Origin of the sequence: Ramlibacter sp. AN1133 (assembly GCF_037890035.1) — a bacterium.
In the GTDB taxonomy this organism is placed as follows: Bacteria; Pseudomonadota; Gammaproteobacteria; order Burkholderiales; family Burkholderiaceae_C; genus Ramlibacter.
Genome location: NZ_JBBKTQ010000016.1, coordinates 19,812 through 39,296 on the forward strand (window position 1 = coordinate 19,812; position 19,485 = coordinate 39,296).

18 protein-coding genes are annotated in these 19,485 nt (G+C 69.4%); 7 read left to right on the forward strand and 11 right to left on the reverse strand.

Annotated features, from left to right (window positions below; all coding sequences use genetic code 11):
• Positions 1–13: 13 nt before the first annotated feature.
• Both WG923_RS20170 and WG923_RS20175 read right to left on the reverse strand, forming a co-directional pair.
• On the reverse strand, positions 14–1,954 hold the full coding sequence (locus WG923_RS20170) for an MFS transporter (RefSeq protein WP_340352786.1): 1,941 nt from the start codon (positions 1,952–1,954) through the stop codon (positions 14–16).
• A 13-nt stretch (positions 1,955–1,967) separates the two neighbouring features.
• Complete coding sequence (locus tag WG923_RS20175; RefSeq protein WP_340352787.1) at positions 1,968–2,753, reverse strand: hypothetical protein; 786 nt, start codon at positions 2,751–2,753, stop codon at positions 1,968–1,970.
• A gap of 116 nt (positions 2,754–2,869) precedes the next feature.
• Here WG923_RS20175 and WG923_RS20180 point away from each other — a divergent pair, with 116 nt between their 5' ends.
• Entirely contained in the window at positions 2,870–3,604 is a 735-nt protein-coding gene (locus tag WG923_RS20180; protein ID WP_340352788.1) for a helix-turn-helix domain-containing protein, read from the forward strand.
• A 154-nt stretch (positions 3,605–3,758) separates the two neighbouring features.
• Here the strand turns inward: WG923_RS20180 and WG923_RS20185 are convergent, their stop codons facing one another.
• Genes WG923_RS20185 through WG923_RS20200 form a run of 4 tightly spaced genes read right to left on the reverse strand, consistent with a single transcriptional unit; the run spans position 3,759 to position 7,118 of the window.
• Entirely contained in the window at positions 3,759–5,009 is a 1,251-nt protein-coding gene (locus WG923_RS20185) for an FIST signal transduction protein (protein ID WP_340352789.1), read from the reverse strand.
• Positions 5,010–5,017: 8 nt separating this feature from the next.
• Positions 5,018–5,803: a PhaM family polyhydroxyalkanoate granule multifunctional regulatory protein gene (locus WG923_RS20190; RefSeq protein ID WP_340352790.1), complete on the reverse strand. Its 786-nt coding sequence runs from the start codon at positions 5,801–5,803 to the stop codon at positions 5,018–5,020.
• A gap of 54 nt (positions 5,804–5,857) precedes the next feature.
• Positions 5,858–6,310: a copper chaperone PCu(A)C gene (locus WG923_RS20195; RefSeq protein ID WP_340352791.1), complete on the reverse strand. Its 453-nt coding sequence runs from the start codon at positions 6,308–6,310 to the stop codon at positions 5,858–5,860.
• A 10-nt stretch (positions 6,311–6,320) separates the two neighbouring features.
• Entirely contained in the window at positions 6,321–7,118 is a 798-nt protein-coding gene (locus WG923_RS20200; RefSeq protein ID WP_340352792.1) for an enoyl-CoA hydratase/isomerase family protein, read from the reverse strand.
• 168 nt (positions 7,119–7,286) lie between these two features.
• Between WG923_RS20200 and otsB the strand changes: the two genes are divergently transcribed.
• Genes otsB through otsA form a run of 3 tightly spaced genes read left to right on the forward strand, consistent with a single transcriptional unit; the run spans position 7,287 to position 11,231 of the window.
• On the forward strand, positions 7,287–8,027 hold the full coding sequence (otsB, locus tag WG923_RS20205; RefSeq protein WP_340352793.1) for a trehalose-phosphatase: 741 nt from the start codon (positions 7,287–7,289) through the stop codon (positions 8,025–8,027).
• Entirely contained in the window at positions 8,024–9,820 is a 1,797-nt protein-coding gene (locus WG923_RS20210) for a glycoside hydrolase family 15 protein (protein WP_340352794.1), read from the forward strand. The genes otsB and WG923_RS20210 overlap by 4 nt, the downstream gene beginning before the upstream one ends.
• 7 nt (positions 9,821–9,827) lie before the next feature.
• Entirely contained in the window at positions 9,828–11,231 is a 1,404-nt protein-coding gene (otsA, locus tag WG923_RS20215; RefSeq protein WP_340352795.1) for an alpha,alpha-trehalose-phosphate synthase (UDP-forming), read from the forward strand.
• A 116-nt stretch (positions 11,232–11,347) separates the two neighbouring features.
• Here the strand turns inward: otsA and WG923_RS20220 are convergent, their stop codons facing one another.
• From WG923_RS20220 to WG923_RS20235, 4 genes are all read right to left on the reverse strand, one after another.
• Positions 11,348–13,075, reverse strand: coding sequence for an OPT/YSL family transporter (locus tag WG923_RS20220; protein WP_340352796.1), 1,728 nt, complete (start codon positions 13,073–13,075; stop codon positions 11,348–11,350).
• A gap of 134 nt (positions 13,076–13,209) precedes the next feature.
• Positions 13,210–14,844: an ATP-binding protein gene (locus WG923_RS20225; RefSeq protein WP_340352797.1), complete on the reverse strand. Its 1,635-nt coding sequence runs from the start codon at positions 14,842–14,844 to the stop codon at positions 13,210–13,212.
• 35 nt (positions 14,845–14,879) lie between these two features.
• Positions 14,880–15,893, reverse strand: coding sequence for a fumarylacetoacetate hydrolase family protein (locus WG923_RS20230; protein ID WP_340352798.1), 1,014 nt, complete (start codon positions 15,891–15,893; stop codon positions 14,880–14,882).
• A 46-nt stretch (positions 15,894–15,939) separates the two neighbouring features.
• Positions 15,940–16,167, reverse strand: a complete 228-nt coding sequence (locus tag WG923_RS20235; RefSeq protein ID WP_340352799.1) for a hypothetical protein — start codon at positions 16,165–16,167, stop codon at positions 15,940–15,942.
• Positions 16,168–16,471: 304 nt separating this feature from the next.
• On the opposite strand from WG923_RS20235, the gene WG923_RS20240 reads away from it, so the two are divergent.
• Together WG923_RS20240 and WG923_RS20245 are read left to right on the forward strand one after the other, a co-directional pair.
• Positions 16,472–17,089 (forward strand): DUF3108 domain-containing protein, encoded by a 618-nt coding sequence (locus WG923_RS20240; protein ID WP_445322952.1) that lies wholly within the window; start codon positions 16,472–16,474, stop codon positions 17,087–17,089.
• Between the two features lie 119 nt (positions 17,090–17,208).
• Positions 17,209–17,481, forward strand: a complete 273-nt coding sequence (locus WG923_RS20245; protein WP_340352801.1) for a BTH_I0359 family protein — start codon at positions 17,209–17,211, stop codon at positions 17,479–17,481.
• Between the two features lie 79 nt (positions 17,482–17,560).
• On the opposite strand, the gene WG923_RS20250 is transcribed toward WG923_RS20245, so the two are convergent.
• On the reverse strand, positions 17,561–18,616 hold the full coding sequence (locus tag WG923_RS20250; protein ID WP_340352802.1) for an AbrB family transcriptional regulator: 1,056 nt from the start codon (positions 18,614–18,616) through the stop codon (positions 17,561–17,563).
• A gap of 56 nt (positions 18,617–18,672) precedes the next feature.
• Here WG923_RS20250 and WG923_RS20255 point away from each other — a divergent pair, with 56 nt between their 5' ends.
• On the forward strand, positions 18,673–19,422 hold the full coding sequence (locus tag WG923_RS20255) for a ChaN family lipoprotein (RefSeq protein ID WP_340352803.1): 750 nt from the start codon (positions 18,673–18,675) through the stop codon (positions 19,420–19,422).
• Positions 19,423–19,485 lie beyond the last annotated feature (63 nt).

Below are 19,485 nucleotides of genomic sequence, written 5' to 3' on the forward strand. Positions count from 1 at the left end.
CCCCGTGGCGCCCTTACGCTGTCAGCAGCTGCGCCACCCGCTGCTGCAGCAGCGCCGGCCGCACCTGCGCCGCCGGCAGCGGCGCGCCCACGTTCAGCCCCACGCGGTTGAAGATGCCGCGGCGGAACGGCCGCACCATCGCGTTGCCCTGCTCGATGCGGCTGAAGAAGGAACCCCACAGGTTCGTCAGCGCCATCGGGATCACCGGCGGCTGCACGCCATCGGCCTGCGCGCGCTCCAGCACCTTCATGATCCCGCCCTTGAACGGCTGCAGCGTGCCGTCGCGCGTGATCCCGCCCTCGGGAAAGATCGCCAGCAGGTCGCCCTCGCGCAGCACCTGCGCGGCGCGCTCGAAGGCCGCTTCGTAGACCGCGGGGTCGTCCTTCTGCGGCGCGATCGGGATCGCCTTGGACAGGCGGAACAGCCAGCCCAGCACGGGGAAGCGGAAGATGCGGTGGTCCATCACGAAGTAGATCGGCCGCGGGCTCGCCGCCATCAGCAGCACGGCGTCGACGAAGCTCACGTGGTTGCAGGCGAGCACCGCGGGACCGCTGACGGGGATCTGCTCGTCGCCGCGCACGCGGAAGCGGTAGACGATGTGCGTGGCGATCCAGGCGACGAAGCGCAGCAGGTACTCCGGCACCAGCAGGAAGATGTAGCCGGCCACCAGCGCGTTGGCGACGCCCACCAGCAGGAAGATCTGCGGAATGGTGGCCCCCGCCTTCAGCAGCGCGCCGGCGATCACCGAGCTGCCGATCATGAACAGCGCATTGAGGATGTTGTTCGCCGCGATGATGCGCGCGCGGTGCGTGGGCTGCGCGCGCAGCTGGATCAGCGCGTACATCGGCACCGAGTAGAGGCCGGCGAACAGCGAGAGCAGCGCCAGGTCCGCCATCACGCGCCAGTGCGCCGCGATGCCGACGAACTGGCCCAGCGTGAGATTGCCTGCCGGCGGCAGCCCCCGCGAGGCGAAGTACAGGTCCACCGCGAACACCGTCATGCCGATGGCGCCCACGGGCACGAGGCCGATCTCCACGTGCCGGCGCGACAGCATCTCGCACATCAGCGAACCGGCGCCGATGCCGATGGAGAACACCACCAGCAGCAGCGAGGCGACCTGCGCGTTGCCGTGCAGCACCTCCTTGGCGAAGGAGGGGAACTGGCTGAGGAACACGGCGCCGAAGAACCACATCCAGCTGATCCCGAGGAGAGAGCGGAAGACGACGACGTTGCCGTGCGCCAGCTTCAGGTTGCGCCAGGTCTCGCTGAAGGGATTCCAGTTGATGCGCAGCTCGGGCGCGCTGGCCGGCGAGGCGGGGATCGCGTGGGCGACCAGGCGACCGATCACCGCCAGGGCGACGCAGGAGAAGCCGACGGCCTGCGGGCCGATGGCAGGAATGTCGACCACGAGGCCGCCCGCGACCTGCCCGAGCAGGATCGCGACGAAGGTGCCCATCTCCACCATGCCGTTGCCGCCCGTGAGCTCGCGCTCGTCCAGGTGTTGCGGCAGGTAGGCGAACTTGACCGGCCCGAACAGGGTGGAGTGCAGGCCCATGAGGAAGGTGCACGCCAGCAGCACCACGACGTTGGCGGTGAAGAAGCCCCAGGTGGCCAGCAGCATGATGCCGATCTCCAGCCACTTGACGAACAGGATCAGGCTGCGCTTGTCGCACTTGTCCGCCAGCTGCCCGCTGGTGGCGGAGAACAGCAGGTAGGGCAGGATGAACAGCGCGCCGATCACCAGGCCCGCCATCGCGGGCGGCATCCACGCCACCTGCAGCTGGTAGGTCACCATCACGGTGAAGGCGAACTTGAACAGGTTGTCGTTGGCGGCGCCGGCGAACTGCGTCCAGAAGAAGGGCGCGAAGCGGCGCTGGCGCAGCAGCGCGAACTGGTTGGGATGGGGGGCGGCGCCGGCGGCGGGCACGGGCGCTTGCGCGGTGGCGGTGTTCATGCGACGGTCCTCCTCACGCGCGGACGGTGGCCACGCTGCTCGCCGGATTCTGCCCGCGGCGCAGGGCCGCGATCGCGGAAAGCAGCGGCCATGCGGCGAAAGCGGCGACCAGGTGCTTGAGCGTGTGTCCGGAGAGCAACTGTCCGCTGGCTTCGAAGACCGCGTGGTCGCCCACCTCCAGCAGCTTGGCGATGACGTAGATGGCCAGCACCGCAACCCAGCGCACGTGCAGCGCGCCGGTGCGCGGCGCGCGCAGGCCGAAGACGACGAACAGCAGCAGGCCGCCGCCCTGCAGCAGCGCCCAGGGCAGCACGTTGCCGGTCACCAGGCAGACCATGATCGCGAGGGGCGCTGCCACGAGTACGGCCAGCGCCAGCATCCGCCCCGCGCGGTCGCTGACCTGGGTGGCGGCCAGCAGGCCGAGCGCTCCCGCGAACGCGAGGCTCATGCCGGCGCGGTCGATGGCCAGGCCGGCGTCCTGCGGCTGCAGGTGGTACCAGGCGGAACACACGGTGGTGAGCACGAGGCCGCCGAAGAACAGCGCCGCGCAGCCCCGCTGCACCGGCGCCATCGCGAGGCCCGCGTCGCCGCGCAGCAGCCGCAGCCCGGCGATGCCCGCGAGCGCGAAGGGCAGGTTCGACAGCACGTCCAGCGCGTGCGGCACGCCCCACAGGCTGCGCTGGTCGGCGAAGGCGTGGTAGTGCGCCGGCTGGGCGACGTGCGGTCCGAAGAGCGCGGCGAGCAGCAGCGCGGCGCCAAGCGCCAGCAGCAGGGACTCCCGGGGGGTGGGGGTGCGCATCGTTTCTCCTTGGGGTGGCGAGGCCCGCAGTGTTCGCCGCCCGCGGCCGCAAGGGTGCCGGATTCCGGCTACATTGTCGATTCCCTGCCCTTGCGGTATCGCCAGGCAATACTTCCATGAGCACCACCGCCGATCTCGTCCTCGCCCTGAAGAAGGAACTGAAGGCCGCGCAGATGACCTATGCGGAACTGGCCAGGGGCCTGGGCATGGCCGAATCGAGCGTCAAGCGCATGCTCGCCAAGGGCGACATGGCGCTGTCGCGCATCGACGCGATCTGCCGGGTGCTCAAGCTCGATTTCGCCGAGCTCGCGCGGCGCGTGGCCGATGCGCAGCCGCTGGTGAGCGAACTCACCCAGGAGCAGGAGCGCGCCGTGGTGGCGGACAAGAAGCTGCTGCTGTGCGCGATCTGCGTGCTGAGCCAGTGGACGCTGGAGCAGGTCACGACCGAGTACCGCCTGAGCGAAGCGGAGTGCACGAAGTACTTCGTGGCGCTGGACCGCATCGGCATCATCGAGCTGCGGCCGTTGAACCGCTATCGCCTGAAGCTGGCGAAGACCTTCCGCTGGCGCCCGCACGGGCCGGTGATGCACTACTTCCGCGACCACGCGGTGCTGGATTACTTCAACGGCGGCTTCGACGGCCCGGCGGAAGGCCTGCTGCTGGTGCACGGCGCCGTGAGCCGCGCCATCGCGCCCTCCTTCATGGACCGCCTGCAGCGCGTGGCGCAGGACTTCGCGCAGCAGCACCAGGCCGACCAGAAACTGCCGGCGAAGGAGCGCGAAGGCTACACGCTGGTGCTGGCGATGCGCAGCTGGGAGTTCGCGGCGTTCACGCAGTTGCGGCGGCGCTGAGGGTCTTGAAAACCGAAAGGCAGGACGCAGAGGGCGCAAAGGGTACGCAGAGGACGCAAAGAATTCAAAGGAATTTCCTTCGATGGATGTCCTTTTGCGTCCTCTGCGTACCCTTCGCGTCCTCTGCGTCCGGCTGTCCGCCTTTTCGTGAGCCTCAACGGAAGACCGTCAGCACCCCCGTATACCCGTACAGGTTCTTCCGCCCGATCTCGCCGCCGGCGAAGAAGCCTACCAGCGGCACATCGCCCAGCGCGCGCCGCACGACCTGCATTTCCGCGCTCGGGCCGCCGAAATGCGGGCCGCCGCGGCCGGCGCAGCTGACGTAGATGGCGCCGGCGATGGTGCTGGTCTCGGGGCTGGGCGGCGCGATCGGGTCCGCCGCCATCAGCGCGCTCGCGGCCGCCAGGGGCAGCTCCTCCGGCTCCAGCTCCTCGCGGACCTCGGCGCAGATGCGCACCAGGTCGGCCCGCGCCGCCTCGACGTCGCGGCGGCAGAAGGCCAGGCGCATGCCCTCGTCCACCTTGTCGGCAACGGCCACGCCGCGCCGGCGCGGATCCAGGCCGATGATGTGCCGCACCACGACGTCGGTGCCGAAGTGGCCCGTGCGGCTCACGACGTCCTCGGTGGCCTGCGTCAGGCCGACCAGGGTGGTGCGCAGGGCCGCCATCGCGGCCTGCGGCTGCTCCAGCGAGATGCGCAGGTCGTCCAGCAGCACGTCAAGGGCCGGCTCACCATCGAGTTCGGTCACCAGGTTGCCGTCGGCGCCGGTGATGCTGCGCGCCGGCGAGACCGGCTGGCAGCCCTGCGTGATGCGCGAGACCAGTTGCACGTCGTCGGTGAAGGCCACGCCGGACAAGCCGCCGCTGAACACGCCGCCGGCCTTGCCCTGCCCGCTCAGGTTGCCGTTGCCGCCGATGGCGAACTGCACCACGTCGCCGCGGCTGGAGGCCAGCCCGCCGAACAGGTAGCCCGTGGCCGTGCGGTCGGCCATCTCCGCGATCAGTTCCGCGACGTCGGGCGTGGCGGCATCGGCATGGACCAGGGCCGTGTGGGCCCGGAACGTCCCGGGCAGGGGCGCGACGCCGGAGAAGACGCGGTACTGGTGGGAGGGCACGGCGCACAGCATCACCGCCATGGCGGGCTCGTCGAAGTACTCCACGTTCGAGGAGGCGATGCCCACGCCCACGGTGCCGGCCCAGTCGGTCACTTCCGGCAGTTCGGCGCCGAGGTGGTCGAGGATGTCCTGCGCCGAGGACGCATAGTGGTCCGTCACGTACAGCAGGCCCAGCGTGGGCGAGGGCGCGTAGCCGTGGAGCGTCATCTGCGCGCGCAACTGCGCCAGCACCAGGCCGGCCGCCATCCGCCACTGCGGGTGCGTGGCATGGCCGAAGGGAAAGAGCTGCATGGCGGCTCCTAGGCGGCGGACTTGTCAGGCGCCTTGTCGGCCGCCTTCTTCGCGCGCGTCTTGCGTGCCGCGCCCTTGCGTGCGGTGGACTTCTTGGCCGCGGTGCGGGTGGAGGCAGGCGCCTTGACCGCGGCCTTCGCCATGCCGGCGGCCGCCTTGGCCGCGCCGCCGGCCATGTTGCGCGCGGTGTCGGAGGCGGTCTTCTGCGCCGCGTCCTTCATCGCGTTGGCGGCGATCTGCTGGAACTGGTGCGTGAGCGCGCCCCACCACTGCAGCGGGTCGATCGGCGCCCCGCCGCCGGCAGGCTTGGCGGCCTCGCCCGGCTCGCCCTTCTCGAGGTTCTCTTCCTCGTCCGCCTTCCTGCCGGCCGGCTTCCGGCGCGCAACGCCGGCCACGGCGTCGGCCGCCCCCGTGACGGCGCTGGCGGCGGCTTCGGCCGCTTCGCCCATCCGGCGGGCGCCGCTGGCCATGGTCTCGGTGGTCTTGAGCTTGAGCGAGTTGGCCAGTTCGCCCATGCTGAAGTTCATGCCTTCCAGTGTGGCGAGGGTCATCTTCTGCACTTCCAGCGCCTGGATGGTGGCGGACAGCGCCCTGCCGTTCTGCTCGAGCCAGAACTGCACCGCCTTGAGTTCGGCGATGCGCTTTTCCAGTTCCTCGACGTTGAGCGTCGGGGCCACCCAGTTGGACAGGTGGGGCATCTGCGGAATGCTCTGCGAAGCGCCCTTCGCCAGGTTCTGCAGGAAGTCGAAACCGGGGACGAGTTTCGCAAAACCGAAGTTGCCGTTGTCGCTCATCGCGCGCTCCCCTGGTGGGCAGTTGTCGTGCTGACAGCTTACCCGAAGGCGGCCCTACTGGCGCGACTCGCGCGGGGCTGCCGCCTGCACCGGCACGCTCAGTCGCAGCGTGCTGACCTTGCCCTTCGCGTCGCGAAAGCGCAGGGTGAACGGGATCTGCGTGCCGGCCTTGAACGGGGCCTGCAGGTCCATCAGCATGAAGTGGTAGCCACCGGGCCCGAGCTGCAGGGGCTTGCCCGGGGCCAGGGGCAGGTCGGCAGCGGCGCGCATCTTCATGATGTCGCCTTCCATCTTCATCTGGTGGATCTCGACGATGCCCGCGGCCGGCGACTCGCCCCCGAGCAGCGTGAGCGGCTCGCGCGCCGTGATCGTCATGTAGGCGCCGCTGGACTGCTGGCCGGCCACGATGGGCCGCGCCCAGGCGCCCTGCACCGTGGCGGGGGCATCGGCCGCCTGCGCGGACAGCACCGTGCCAGCGAGCACGAGGGATGCGAGAAAGGTCCTCATCACGTGTCCTTCAGCGGAATTTCGGCGGCCGGCGCTCGCGCAGCGAGGCGATGCCTTCCTGCACGTCGGGCCCGGCGAAGCCCATGAACTCCAGCGCCAGGGAGGTGTCGAAGGCTGGCCCCGCCTGGCGCAGCCAGTTGTTCAGGGAATACTTGGTCCAGCGGATCGCCGTCTGGCTGCCCTGCGCGAGCCGGTCGGCGATCTCGTAGGCCCTGGGCAGCAGCTGGTCGCCATCCACCGCCAGCGAGACGAGGCCGATGCGCTCGGCCTCCTCGCCGCTGACCGGTTCGCACAGCAGGAGGTAGTACTTGGCCTTGGCCAGCCCGCACAGCAGCGGCCACACGATCGCAGCGTGGTCGCCCGCGGCGACGCCCAGGCGCGTGTGGCCGTCGACGATCTTCGCGTCGCGCGCCGCCACCGAGATGTCGGCCAGCAGGCCCGCCACCAGCCCGGCGCCCACGGCCGGCCCGTGCATCGCGCTCACGATGGGCTTGTCGCAATTGACGACGGCGTAGACCAGGTCGCGCGCTTCCTTCCACACCCGGGCGCGGATGTCGAAGTCGCTGGCCATGTCCTGCACCAGCGCCAGGTCGCCGCCGCCGGAAAAGCCCAGGCCTTCGCCGCGCAGCACGGCGACGCGCACCGTGTCGTCAGCGCTCACGTCGCGCCAGATCTCGGCCAGCTCGCGGTGACCGGCATGGCCGGCCGTCGGCAGCTTGCCGTTGGCCGCCTTCATCTGGATGTCGAGCACGGAGTCGTCCGGGCCGCGGCGCGCGATGCGCAGGGTTTCGTAGCGGGCGTAGTCCATGGGGGCGAGCTTAGTCCAGGCCGCGCCAGCGTGCCCGGGACCTCGGCCTTGGCCCCCCGGATGGGCTGCCGGCGCACGCGGCCGATGCGACTGTCGGTGCGCTCCTACGCGGGCCGATGGTCCGGACATCTCGCCGCACCGCAGCAGCTTCTGCTACGGTTCGGTCGCATGACGCTTGTGGAGATCCTCTATCCCTCCTGCGCCCTGTTCCTGGATTTCGACGGAACCATGGTGGACATCGCGCCGCAGCCGAGCGCCGTGCACGTGCCGCAGCCGCTGATCACCGTGCTGCGGGACCTCCATGGGTACCTGCAGGGCGCCATCGCGGTGATCTCCGGTCGCCCGATCGAACAGATCGACAGCTTCCTGCAGCCGCTGCAGCTGCCGGTCGCCGGCGTGCACGGGGCGGAACGCCGCGGCACGGACGGCCAGGTGCACCTGCTGCACACGCAGCCGCTGGACCACGTGGAGGAAGCCGCCTGCCTGCTGGCGGCCCAGAACCCGGGCCTGCTGGTGGAGAACAAGCGCGGCTCGCTCGCGCTGCACTACCGGCAGCGGCCCGACCTGGAGGAGCTGTGCGTGCGCGCCATGCAGCAGGCGGTGGAGGAATCCCCCGGCATCGCCCTGCTGCGCGGCAAGATGGTCGTGGAGGCCAAGCCCGGCGGCGCCAGCAAGGGCCGCGCGATCCTGGACTTCCTCGAGGAGCCGCCCTTCGCCGGGCGCATGCCGGTGTTCATCGGCGACGACGTCACCGACGAAGTCGGCTTCTCCGCCGTGCAGGATCGCGGCGGCCTGGGCATCAAGGTCGGCGAGGGTGCCACCTGCGCCTGGCGCCGCGTGTCCGACCCGCAGGCCCTGCGGCAAGAAATGGAGGCGGCCATCGCCGCCCGCTTCATGAGAACGACATGAACAAGACCACGCATCCCAACTCGCTCTCGGTGGGCATGATCGGCAACTGCGCGTACAGCGCGCTGGTCGACCGCGAGGCGCGCATCATGTGGTGCTGCCTGCCCCGCTTCGACGGCGACCCGGTCTTCAACGCCCTGCTGGACCCGAGCGAGAACGGCGCGCTGTGGCAGTTCGAGCTGGAGGGCTTCGAGCGCAGCGAGCAGGAGTACGAGCCGAACACGGCCGTCCTGCGCACCCGCCTGTACGACAACCGCGGCCAGGGCATCGAGGTCGTCGACTTCGCGCCGCGCTTCTGGAGCCGCGGCCGCATGTTCCGGCCGATGACGCTGGTGCGGCGGGTGAAGGTGCTGCAGGGCTCGCCCAGGATGCGCGTGCTGCTGCGCCCGCGCTTCGAGTGGGGGCGCGACCAGCCGCAGGTCACGCAGGGCAGCACGCACATCCGCTACGTCGGCCCGGGGCAGACGCTGCGCGTGAACACGGATGCGCCCATCTCGTACATCCTGGCCGAGACCTTCTTCGTGGTCGACCGGCCGATGAACTTCGTCATGGGCCCGGACGAGACGCTCACCAGCGGCATCGAGGACACCGCGCGCCTGTTCGAGCAGGAGACGGTGGCCTACTGGAAGCAGTGGGCGCGCGCGCTGGCGCTGCCGCTGGAGTGGCAGGACGCAGTGATCCGCGCGGCCATCACGCTCAAGCTCTCGCTGTACGAGGACACCGGCGCCATCGTGGCGGCCATGACCACGTCCATCCCCGAGGCCCCCAACAGCGGCCGCAACTGGGACTACCGCTACTGCTGGTTGCGCGACGCCTTCTTCGTCGTGCGCGCGCTCAACTCCATCTCCGAAGTGGCGACGATGGAGGAATACCTGCGCTGGCTGATGAACATCGTGATCCGCTCCGGCGGCGGGCACATCCAGCCGCTGTACGGCATCGGCCAGGAGGAGCGGCTGCCCGAGATGATCCTGGAGCACCTGCCCGGCTACCGCGGCATGGGGCCGGTGCGCGTGGGCAACCAGGCGCAGGAGCACTTCCAGCACGATGTGTACGGCAACATCATCCTGGGCGCGGCGCAGGCCTTCCACGACCACCGGCTGATGCGGCGCGCCAGCCGCGCCGAGTTCGTGCACCTGGAGGCGGTGGGCGAGCAGGCCTTCAAGGTCTACGACTCGCCCGACGCCGGCATGTGGGAGCTGCGCACGCGCGCGCGCATCCACACCTCCTCGGCGCTCATGAGCTGGGCCGCCTGCGACCGGCTGGCCAAGGTGGCGCTGGCGCTGGGGCTGCCCGAGCGCATCCGCTACTGGCGCGAGCGCGCCGACACGATCCGCAACCGCATCCTCAAGGAGTCCTGGAGCGAGGAGCGCCAGGCCTTCGCCGAGAGCTTCGGCGGCCGCGACCTCGACGCCAGCGCGCTGCTGATGGCGGAAGTGAACATGATCGACCCGAACGACGCGCGCTTCGTGGCCACCGTCGACGCACTCGAGAAGTCGCTGTGCGACGGCCCGTACATGCGCCGCTACGAGGCCGCCGACGACTTCGGCAAGCCCGAGACCGCGTTCAACATCTGCACCTTCTGGCGCATCGACGCGCTGGCGCGCATCGGGCGCAAGGCGCAGGCGCGCGAGATTTTCGAGGTGATGCTCAAGAGCCGCAACCACCTGGGCCTGCTGTCCGAGGACACGCATCCGATCACCGGCGAGATGTGGGGCAACTTCCCGCAGACCTACTCGATGGTCGGCACGATCAACGCCGCGGTGCGCCTGTCGGCGCCGTGGGACACGGTGATCTAGGAGCCCGATGAGCCGCCTCGTCGTCGTCTCCAACCGCATCGCGGACCCGCGCAAGACCGCCGCGGGCGGGCTCGCCGTGGCGCTGGCGGAGGTGTTGAACAACGCCGGCGGCCTGTGGTTCGGCTGGAGCGGCAAGGTGATCGACGACGCGGAGGACGACGACGTCGTGTTCCAGCGCGCCGGACCGGTGACGCTGGCGATGGTCGACCTCTCGCAGGCCGACCACGACGCCTTCTATCTCGGCTACTCCAACGGCGTGCTGTGGCCGGTGTTCCACTACCGGCTGGACCTGGCGGACTTCGACGCCGGCTACATCAGCGGCTACCGGCGCGTGAACCAGCTGTTCGCGCGCAAGCTGCTGCCGCTGCTCAAGCCCGACGACGTGATCTGGGTGCACGACTACCACCTGATCCCGCTGGCGGCGGAACTGCGCGCGCTCGGCTGCAAGCAGCGCATCGGCTTCTTCCTGCACATCCCGCTGCCGCCGCCGCTGATGCTGGCGGCGATCCCGGGGCACGACTGGCTGATCCGCGCCCTGTTCGCCTACGACCTGGTCGGCTTCCAGAGCAAGGCCGACCTGGACCACTTCGCGGGCTACGTGGAAAGCGAGGCGCACGCGCAGCCGGTGGACGACGGCCGCTGGCGCGCCTTCGGCCGCACGGTGCAGGCCGGCGCCTTCCCGATCGGCATCGACGTGCAGGAGTTCACCGAGCTGGCCCATGCGCCGGAGGCGGTGGAACTGTACGAGCGCATGCGCCTGGAGTACTCGCGGCGCAAGCTGCTGGTGGGCGTGGACCGGCTCGATTATTCGAAGGGCCTGCCGCAACGCATGCGGGCCTTCCGCGAGTTCCTCACCAAGAACCCGGACCTGCGCTCCAGCGCCACGCTGATCCAGATCGCGTCGCCCAGCCGCGAGAACGTCAGCGCGTACACCGAGATCCTGCACGAGCTGGAGTCGCTGTGCGGCTCCATCAACGGCAACTTCGGCGAACTGGACTGGATGCCGGTGCGCTACATCCACCGCACGGTGGCGCGTGCGCGCCTGCCGGGCCTGTATCGCGCCAGCCGGGTGGCGCTGGTCACGCCCTTGCGCGACGGCATGAACCTCGTCGCCAAGGAGTTCCTGGCGGCGCAGAACGTCGACGATCCCGGCGTGCTGGTGCTCTCGCGCTTCGCCGGCGCGGCGGAGCAGTTGCGCGAGGCGCTGCTGGTGAATCCCTACGACACCGAAGGCACGGCCGCGGCCATCCTGCTGGCGCTGCAGATGCCGGTGGAGGAGCGGCGCGCGCGGCACGAGGCGCTGATGCAGACGATCCGCCGCTACGACGTGCACTGGTGGTGCGACAGCTTCCTGGCGGCGCTGGAGCGCACGCAGTCGGAGGAGAAGGGGACGTCGTGGTTGCGGTTGTGAGGGTCCCGCGCGCGGTCCCGTAGGCTGGTGGTGAGCCTTGCGAACCCCAGCGATGCGCGAAGCGCTGGGGTTTCGCTGCGCTCCACCACCAGCCTACGAATCGCAGGTTCACGCGTTCAGAAAACGGTGGCCAGCAGGCCGGCGATTCCCAACGCCAGCGCCGCGATCGCATCCCCCGCGATCAAGCCCCCGCCGAACAGCGACGTCCCGCTCATATCCTCCGGCAGCTCGCGGTCCTTCGGCGCGCGCAGCTCGATCAGGCTCGCCGCTACGCCGCCGGCACCGAGCCACAGCGACGTCGGCAGGTTCACGAAGCCCCCGAACGACAGCGCGTACGGCGACGGCAGCACGATCGCATCGAGCACGAAGTGCCTGGGCTTCAGCCACTTGCGCAGCACCTCGATCGCCAGGCCGATCGCGATGCCGACGACGATCGCGGTGCGCTGGTATGGCTTGTCGTCGGTGAGGCTGCGCAGCACGCCGACGAACTTGTAGGTCATCGCGGAGCTCCACTCCGCGGGCTGCTGGCCCGCCTTCATCACCGTCTGGTCCTGCATCAGCACCGGGTACGCCGCCATGAACAGGCGCGCGAACACCACGGCCAGCACCGCGCCGACGAGGATGCCCAGCACCTGGTAGCGGAACTGCAGCGTGCGCGGCGTTCCCAGGCGCCAGCCGGTGGAGCGGTCCTGCTGCATGTCGCAGGCGACGCTGGTGGAGACGAGCAGGATCGCCCCGGCCATCAGCCCCACGCCGGGATCGGCCAGCCCCAGCAGCGCCATCAGCACCACCGAGACGACGAAGGCCGAGGAGATCGGATTGGAGTCGCTCACGCCGACCGAGATGCCGTTGACCAGCGCGAACAGGAACACCAGCGCGATGCCCAGCGCCAGGAAGAACAGCGGCTGGTGCAGCAGCCAGTGGCCCGTCGCCAGCGTCGCCGCGGCCCAGGCGATCACCCAGGCCCAGAGGCGGCCGCGGTGCACCTTGCGCCACTCCTCGTCGTCCTCCGGCGCGCCGCCGGCGCGCGCGTTCCGGAAGGCGCGCCGGAAGATCAGCGCCAGGTCGACGATCGCGGCGCCGAGGATGGTGCCGAGCGCGATCAGGAAGGTGATCTTGCGGAAGGGGTCGCCGGGCTGCAACCAGCCGATCGACACGAAGAAGGGCTGCAGCATCCAGCTGATCACGCCGCCGATCACGGCCGGCACGCCGATGCGCGCGCCCACCACCATGCCGGCGCCGAAGGTGGAGGCGGAGAACTCGATCGCGCCCAGGACCGCCAGCTTGCTGCCGGCCAGGCCCGCCACGAGCCCCGCGATGCCGCCGCTGGCGAGTTGCTTGACGGAGTGGCGCAGCAGGCGCGTGTCGGTCAACGCCCGCAGGATGTTCGCGACGGCCAGGCCGGACGGAAAGGCGAGCCGCAAGCGGTCGACCAGCACCGGCGTGTACAGCATGCCGACCCCGACGCCGAACATGCCGATGCAGACGAAGAACGCGACCAGCTGCCAGGCCGGCGGCTGCGGCAGCCCCATCCACACCATCGCCTGCACCAGCACCGCCATGCCGCTCATGCTGGCGACCGAAGCGGCGGCGGTCTGGATGTAGTTGGCGCCATGCTTGCCGTCGGCGCCGTAGCCGGCGGTGACGGCGGAGCCGAGCAGGCCGGCGAGGACCTGGCCGCCGACGAAGAAGCCCAGCGAGAAGTTCATGTACGCCGCCGTCACGCCGGCAAGCGGGCCCAGCACCAGCATGCCGACGGCGGCCAGCAGGACGTGGTAGCGCCAGCTGCCCTGCGCGGGGAGCCAGGACCAGCGGGGGGCGACTTTAGAATCGATAGGAGTCACTAGTGGATGGATATGCCGGCTCTGGTTGCGCACTCTAAGTCGCCAAAGAGCCCGCCACATCTTTATAAGTCATTGTTTTTGTTGACTTTTTATCGAGCTAAAAGAGTGGCTTTACGATCCTAAGGACTTGGAAACTAGGCGTGTCCCGTTGGGGTGACTCTCCACCGAGCCCACCTGCGTTGCCCCTCCAGAATCACACGGCCTTCGGATCGGAGCTCACCGAGCAACGTCTGAACCGTGCTTTCTGGAAGCATTGGCAACACTTGGCGCAGTTCACCCAAGGCTGCGCCTCGCACGCCTTGCTTCGACAGGTGCCTCAGCAAGAGCGCCTTGTTCGTCTCATGATCAAGTCCCTTCTTGCGCGTGTGGGTGCCTCTTGAACCAAGCGCCGCGTAAAGGGCTTCGGACAGGATATATCTGGCGCTCTTGCCTCGGCCAAGGACTTCGACCGCACCCATGGTGGCAAGCCGTGGCAGCCTCTCTCGCAAAGGAGCGGGAAGGTCCTGTTCGTGCTGCAAGCGTTCCAAAGCCAAATAGTCAGCAGTCGAAAGGGACGCCTGCACTTCAGGTCCCAGCCGCTCCATGAATCGAACGAATGCCGGATTCCTGACACCGCCCTCCAATGTAAGGTGAACCTGATGGGCGTCCGTGCCCGCGAAGTCCGGCAAAGGCTTGCCCTGCCGAATGGCGCTCTCGACCATCAGATTCATGCCTTGTCCGGAGCGCTCGATAAGACCGCACTTGGCCAAAGCCTCCGCCAATCGCCTGTTTCTGGGATTCTGCTGCTCCAGAATGTTCTGCGGTGTGATGCCTGCGGGCAGGCCGCCGGGGCTGACCACCTCCAGTTTCTTCGTGTACTGTCGAACGAAGATCGAGCCACCGAGACGATAGTCTCGGTGCGCGACCGCGTTCAAGACGGCTTCCCGGACAGGTACTTCGTCGAATGTGGGAAGGTCCATTCGGAAGAAGTCGTCTTGGTAGCTTTGTCGATCATTTCTCAGATTGATCTTCGCCCAGAGCGTGTCCTGCCACAGCATGAATCCTTCCCTGAACTCCTCGCGGTCGGCAGCAGGTCCGGACGCTTCCGACGACCTGTATTCGAAAACGAGCTCTGCTTGCGCCAGGTGACGCCCAAGCGCTGTGTGTGAACCGAGCAAGATGAGCGCTGCATAAGTGACTCGCCCCTCACCGATCAGTTCAGCGTTCGCGAGAGTTTCAGCGTCCCCCCACGCCGCAATCCTTGAATCACGGCGCTTCTGGGCCCAGCGGTCACGGAACACCTTGATGGCTTGGGGCGAGAGGTCGGCTATACCAGCACCCGGACACATCTGCGCCGAGAAATCGGGGCCTGTCTCTTCGAACATGGCTCTCAGCTCCGCGTCCCCGAGAGGAGCCACATCATCGCCCGCTCGCTTGAGATAGCGGCCCTGGTATTGCCAAGCCGTACCGGGGAGCCGCCCTGGGACATGGACGATCAAAACCCGGCCTTCTGGAAGCCGGAGTTCTTCAATGGGAATTCTGTGGGACAAGCGGTTGTGCAGCCCTGCCTCGGTGCGCCCCGGTTCTTCGAACGCCTTGGTGCCTACGATGCGACGAGGTCGCTGGTCCGTAACACCGAGAATGATCTTCCCGCCGCCCTCATTGGCGACGGCCACACAGTAGTTCACCAGCTTGTCGAAGTCGAACCTTTGATTCGCCTCCTTGAACTCAAGCCGAACTCCTTCAGGCTCGCTGAGCCACTGCGACAGCTGCTGGGACGAGGTCTGCATCCGGAAGATTGTCAGCGCGCTTGCGTTGTCAGCAATCAGCAGGCCGGACCCACCACCTTCTGCTCGATCACCCCGAACACGCTCTGCCCGTCCTTGCCCTTCATCTCGATGCGGATCGTGTCGCCGAAGCGCATGAACTCGGTGGTGGGCTTGCCATCCTGGATGGTCTCGATCGCGCGCTTCTCGGCGATGCAGCTGTAGCCCTTGGGCCACTCCATCTTGCCGCCGGCGCCCTCGACGCCGCGGTTGCTCACCGTGCCCGAGCCCACGATGGAGCCGGCGCGCACGTTGCGCGTCTTGCAGATGTGCGCGATCAGCTGGCCGAAGTGGAAGGTCATGTCGGGGCCGGCCTCGCACATGCCCACCTTGCGGCCGTTCCAGGCGCTTTGCAGGACGAGGTTCACGCGCCCGCCCTCCCAGGCGTCGCCCAGTTCGTCGGGGGTGACCGCCACCGGGCCGAAGGCGGTGGCCGGCTTGCTCTGGAAGAAGCCGAAGCCCTTGGCCAGTTCGGCCGGGATCAGGTTGCGCAGGCTCCAGTCGTTGGCGATCATCAGCAGGCGCACGCCGTCGAGCGCCTCGTCCGGCGATGCGCCCATGGGCACGTCGCCCGTGACGACCGCCACCTCGGCCTCGAAGTCGATGCCCCAGTCCTCGCTGGCGAACTTCGCGTCCTCGCACGGCCCCAGGAAATCGTCGCTGCCGCCCTGGTACATCAGCGGGTCCTCGTAGTAGGTCTTCGGCACCTCCGCGTTGCGCGCGGCCCGCACCAGCTCGACGTGGTTGATGTACGCCGAGCCGTCGGCCCACTGGTAGGCGCGCGGCAGCGGCGCCATGCACTGCCGCGGATCGAAGGGGAAGGCATGGCGCGCCTTGCCGCCGTTGACCGTCTCGTAGAGGTCCTGCAATTGGGGGGCGAGGAAGTTCCAGTCGTCCAGCACCTGCTGCAGGCGGCTCGCGATCCCGGTCGCATAATGGGCCGACTGCAGGTCGCGCGAGACCACCACCAGTTGCCCGTCGCGCGAGCCATCCCTGTACGTCGCCAGCTTCATCGGTTTTGTCCTTGGTGTGCGCATGCGCCAGAATTCCCGGCCGCCGTTACGCATCGCGAAATGAATTCTCCTGATCGTAATTCAGGCCACGACGCGGGCCGGCGGGGATGAAGCCCGCGGGCACCGCACCGTGGCGGCGGCTCGTGCCGCTGGCGGTGCTCGTGCTTGCCGTGCACGTCGTCTTGCTGCAGGGCGTGCCGCGCAAGGTCGAGCCCGCGCGCACGTCCCCGGTGCAGTTCGCCACGCGCAGCGTGACACCGGCGCCGCCGGCCATCGCTCCGGCTCCGGCTCCGGCTCCGGCTCCGGCTCCGGCTCCGACACCGACACCGACACCGACACCGACACCCGCGCCTGCGCCTGCGCCGGCAACGCAGGTGGCGCCAGGCCCCCCTCCGCCTGCACCGAAGGCCGCGCGCGAGCCCGCGCCCCCACCGCCCGAACCCGCTGCCGCCGCCCCGGCCGCACCGCCCGCGCCTGCCGCCGCCCCCGCCTCCGCGACCGCGCGGGCGCCTCAAGCTGTCAAACCCGCACCCCCCGCGGAGGCGACGCCGCCCGCCCCAGTCGCGATGCCGCCACCCATGCGCCTGCACTACGACGTTGCCGTGCGCAAGGGCCTGTTCTCCCTCTCCGGCAGCGCCCTGCTCGACTGGCGCCACGACGGCCGGCAGTACGAGGCGCGGCTGGAGGCGAGCGGCCTCGTCGGCTCGCGCGCGCAGCGCAGCACGGGGCGGATCACGCCCGAGGGCCTCGCCCCGGCCTACTTCTCGGACAAGTCCCGCAGCGAGCAGGCCACCCACTTCGATCGCGCCAACGGCCGCCTCGTGTTCAGCAACAACCGGCCCGACGCGCCGATCGAGACCGGCATGCAGGACCGCCTGAGCGTGCTGCTGCAGCTCTCCGCGCTGGTGGCCGGGCAGCCGGCGAAGTACCCGCCCGGCACCCAGCTGGCCCTGCCGACCGCGGGCACGCGCGAGGCCGACACCTGGGTCTTCGCGGTCGAAGGCGAGGAAGACCTGGCCCTGCCGGGGGGGAATGTCCGCGCGCTCAAGCTCCAGCGCCTGCCGCGGCGCGATTACGACCAGAAAGTGGAGGTCTGGCTCGCGCCCCGCATGGATTACCTCCCCGTGCGCCTGCGTCTGACAAACCCCAACGGTGACACAGTGGACAACCGGTGGTCCTCAACCGACAAGGGCTGAAGCGCGGGGTACCTAAATTGGAGTCATGGCCAATCCGGCCGGTGCCTGCGGCACTTCCAGATGAGTGACACACTTGAATCGAAGTCTCCCGCAGCCAGCTAAGGCAAAAGGAACACATCATGCAAATGCTTTACGACTCCGATTCTTTCGTGGTGGTGCACCTGCAGGCGAACGAGCCGGCCGAGGGAGAGGCGCACCCGCCGATGGTGCGCCACGGTTTCGAGATCGTCGACAAGCGGTCCAACAAGGAGGTGTACCTCGACGGGACCTGGGCCGACGCCTTCCAGCGCCAGATCAACGCCTGGCAGCTGAACACGCCCACCCAGGAAGAAGTCGAAGCCACGCTGGACGGGTACGCCGAGCTGGCCCAGAACCCGCTGGTCATCCACTGACGCCATTCCTGGCCCGGGCGGACAAACCCGGGCCCAGCGGAGCCTCGGTCGGAGGAGGCTCCCCACCCGCCGGGCCGCCTCAGCGCGGCCCGACCCATCTGTAGAGCGGCTCGACCAGCACCAGCACTGCCACCAGCCGGCAGACCTGGAACGCGGTCACCACCGGCACCCCCAGCTGCAGCACCTTGGCCGTGATGGCCATCTCGGCGATGCCGCCCGGCGACGTTCCGAGCACCAGCGTCGCCACGTGCAGCTTCGTGCCCCAGGCCAGCAGCCAGGCGAACCCTGCGCACAGCAGGATCATCCCCAGCGTTCCGAGCGCGACGTCCAGCAGCCAGCGCGGCGCCGAGCGCAAGAATTCCCGCCGGAACCGCACCCCCAGGCTGACGCCGATCACCAGCTGGGCGACATTGGTCGCGCCGTTCGGCAGCGCCGACAGCTCGACGCCCGCCATCGTGATGCCCATGCTCACCAGCAGCGCGCCCATGAACCACGGGTTGGCGCGGCCGGTCCGCGCCATCAGCCAGGCGCCGGCGGCCGTGGCCGCGGAGAGCGCCAGCAGACCGGGCAGGCGCAGCTCGCGGGCGCCGGGCAGCGACGCGTCCAGGCCGTGCAGGCCGCTGTAGAGGACCGCCGGCGGGATCAGCAGCGTCACGATGATCAGGCGCACGGTGTGCGCCGCGGCGACCAGGTCGCTGCGGCCGTGCTCCCGCTCGGCCAGGAGGGTCATCTCCGAGGCGCCGCCGATAGAGCCCGCGAAGTAGGTGGTGGCCCAGCGGGTGCGCGCATCACCGCCGATGCGTTCGGCATGGCGCGCGTGCAGCCAGCGGCCGAACGCCCAGCCCAGCCCCAGCGCCCAGGCGACCGCCAGCACGATCGCCCACCACAGGCCCGCCACCAGCGCGGTCACCTGTGGCGTGAAGTACAGGCCCAGCGCGGCGGCGATCACCCACTGCCCCGCGTTGCGCAGCGGCGGCCAGCTGTGCGTGGGCGCGCCGAGGATGGAGGCGATGGAGGTGGCCAGCAGCGGCCCGATCATCCAGGGCAGCGGGGTGCGCAACCAGACGCAAAGAAGCGCGGCCGCCAGGGCCAGCAGCAGCGTGCCGGCGGTGCGCAGGAAAAAAGGCAGGGACATCGGAACTGTCGGCGGGGGCGACAAACGGCAGCCCGCCGGGCCGGTAGTATGGGGCCATGCGCCTGACCTTCCTTGCCGCCGCCCTCCTGCTCGCCGGTTGCGCGGCGCTCGCCCCCGTGCCCGAGACGGCCGGGATCGACGCGGTCCTGATCGGGGAGCAGCACGACGCCGAGGCGCACGCCGGCATCCAGCAGCGCTGGGTCAGCACGCTCGCTCAGCGCGGAAGCCTCGGTGCGGTGGCGCTCGAGATGGCCGAGAGCGGGACCAGCACCGCCGGCCTGCCGCCGACCGCGACGGATGAACAGGTGCGCGAAGCGCTCAAGTGGAACAAGGGCACCGGCTGGCCCTGGGAACGTTACGGGCCGGCCATCATGGCTGCCGTGCGCGCCGGCGTGCCCGTGGTGGGCGGCAACCTCTCGCGCGAGAAGATGCGCGAGGCCATGAAGGACGAGACGCTGGACGTGCTGCTGCCGGGCCCGGCCCTGAAGGCGCAGCAGCAGGCGATCCGCCGCGGCCACTGCGACATGCTGCCGGAAACGCAGGTGCAGCCGATGACGCGCGTGCAGATCGCGCGCGACATCTCCATGGCCCGCACGATCTCGTCGTCGGCAGCGCCGGGCAAGACGGTCGTGCTGCTGGCGGGATCGGGCCACGTGCTGCCGGACGTCGGCGTGCCGCAGCATCTGCCCGCCAAGTTCGTCGCGCGCTCGGTGCTGCTGCCTTCGCAGGACACGGGCAAGGACTACTGCGCGGAGTTCAAGCGCCAGCAGGAGCGGCACCGGCCGCGGCCGCAGGCGGCGAGCTAGGCGCGCACGCGAATTCCTAGGCTGGTGGTGGAGCGCGCCAGCGAAACCGTAGGCTGGTGGTGG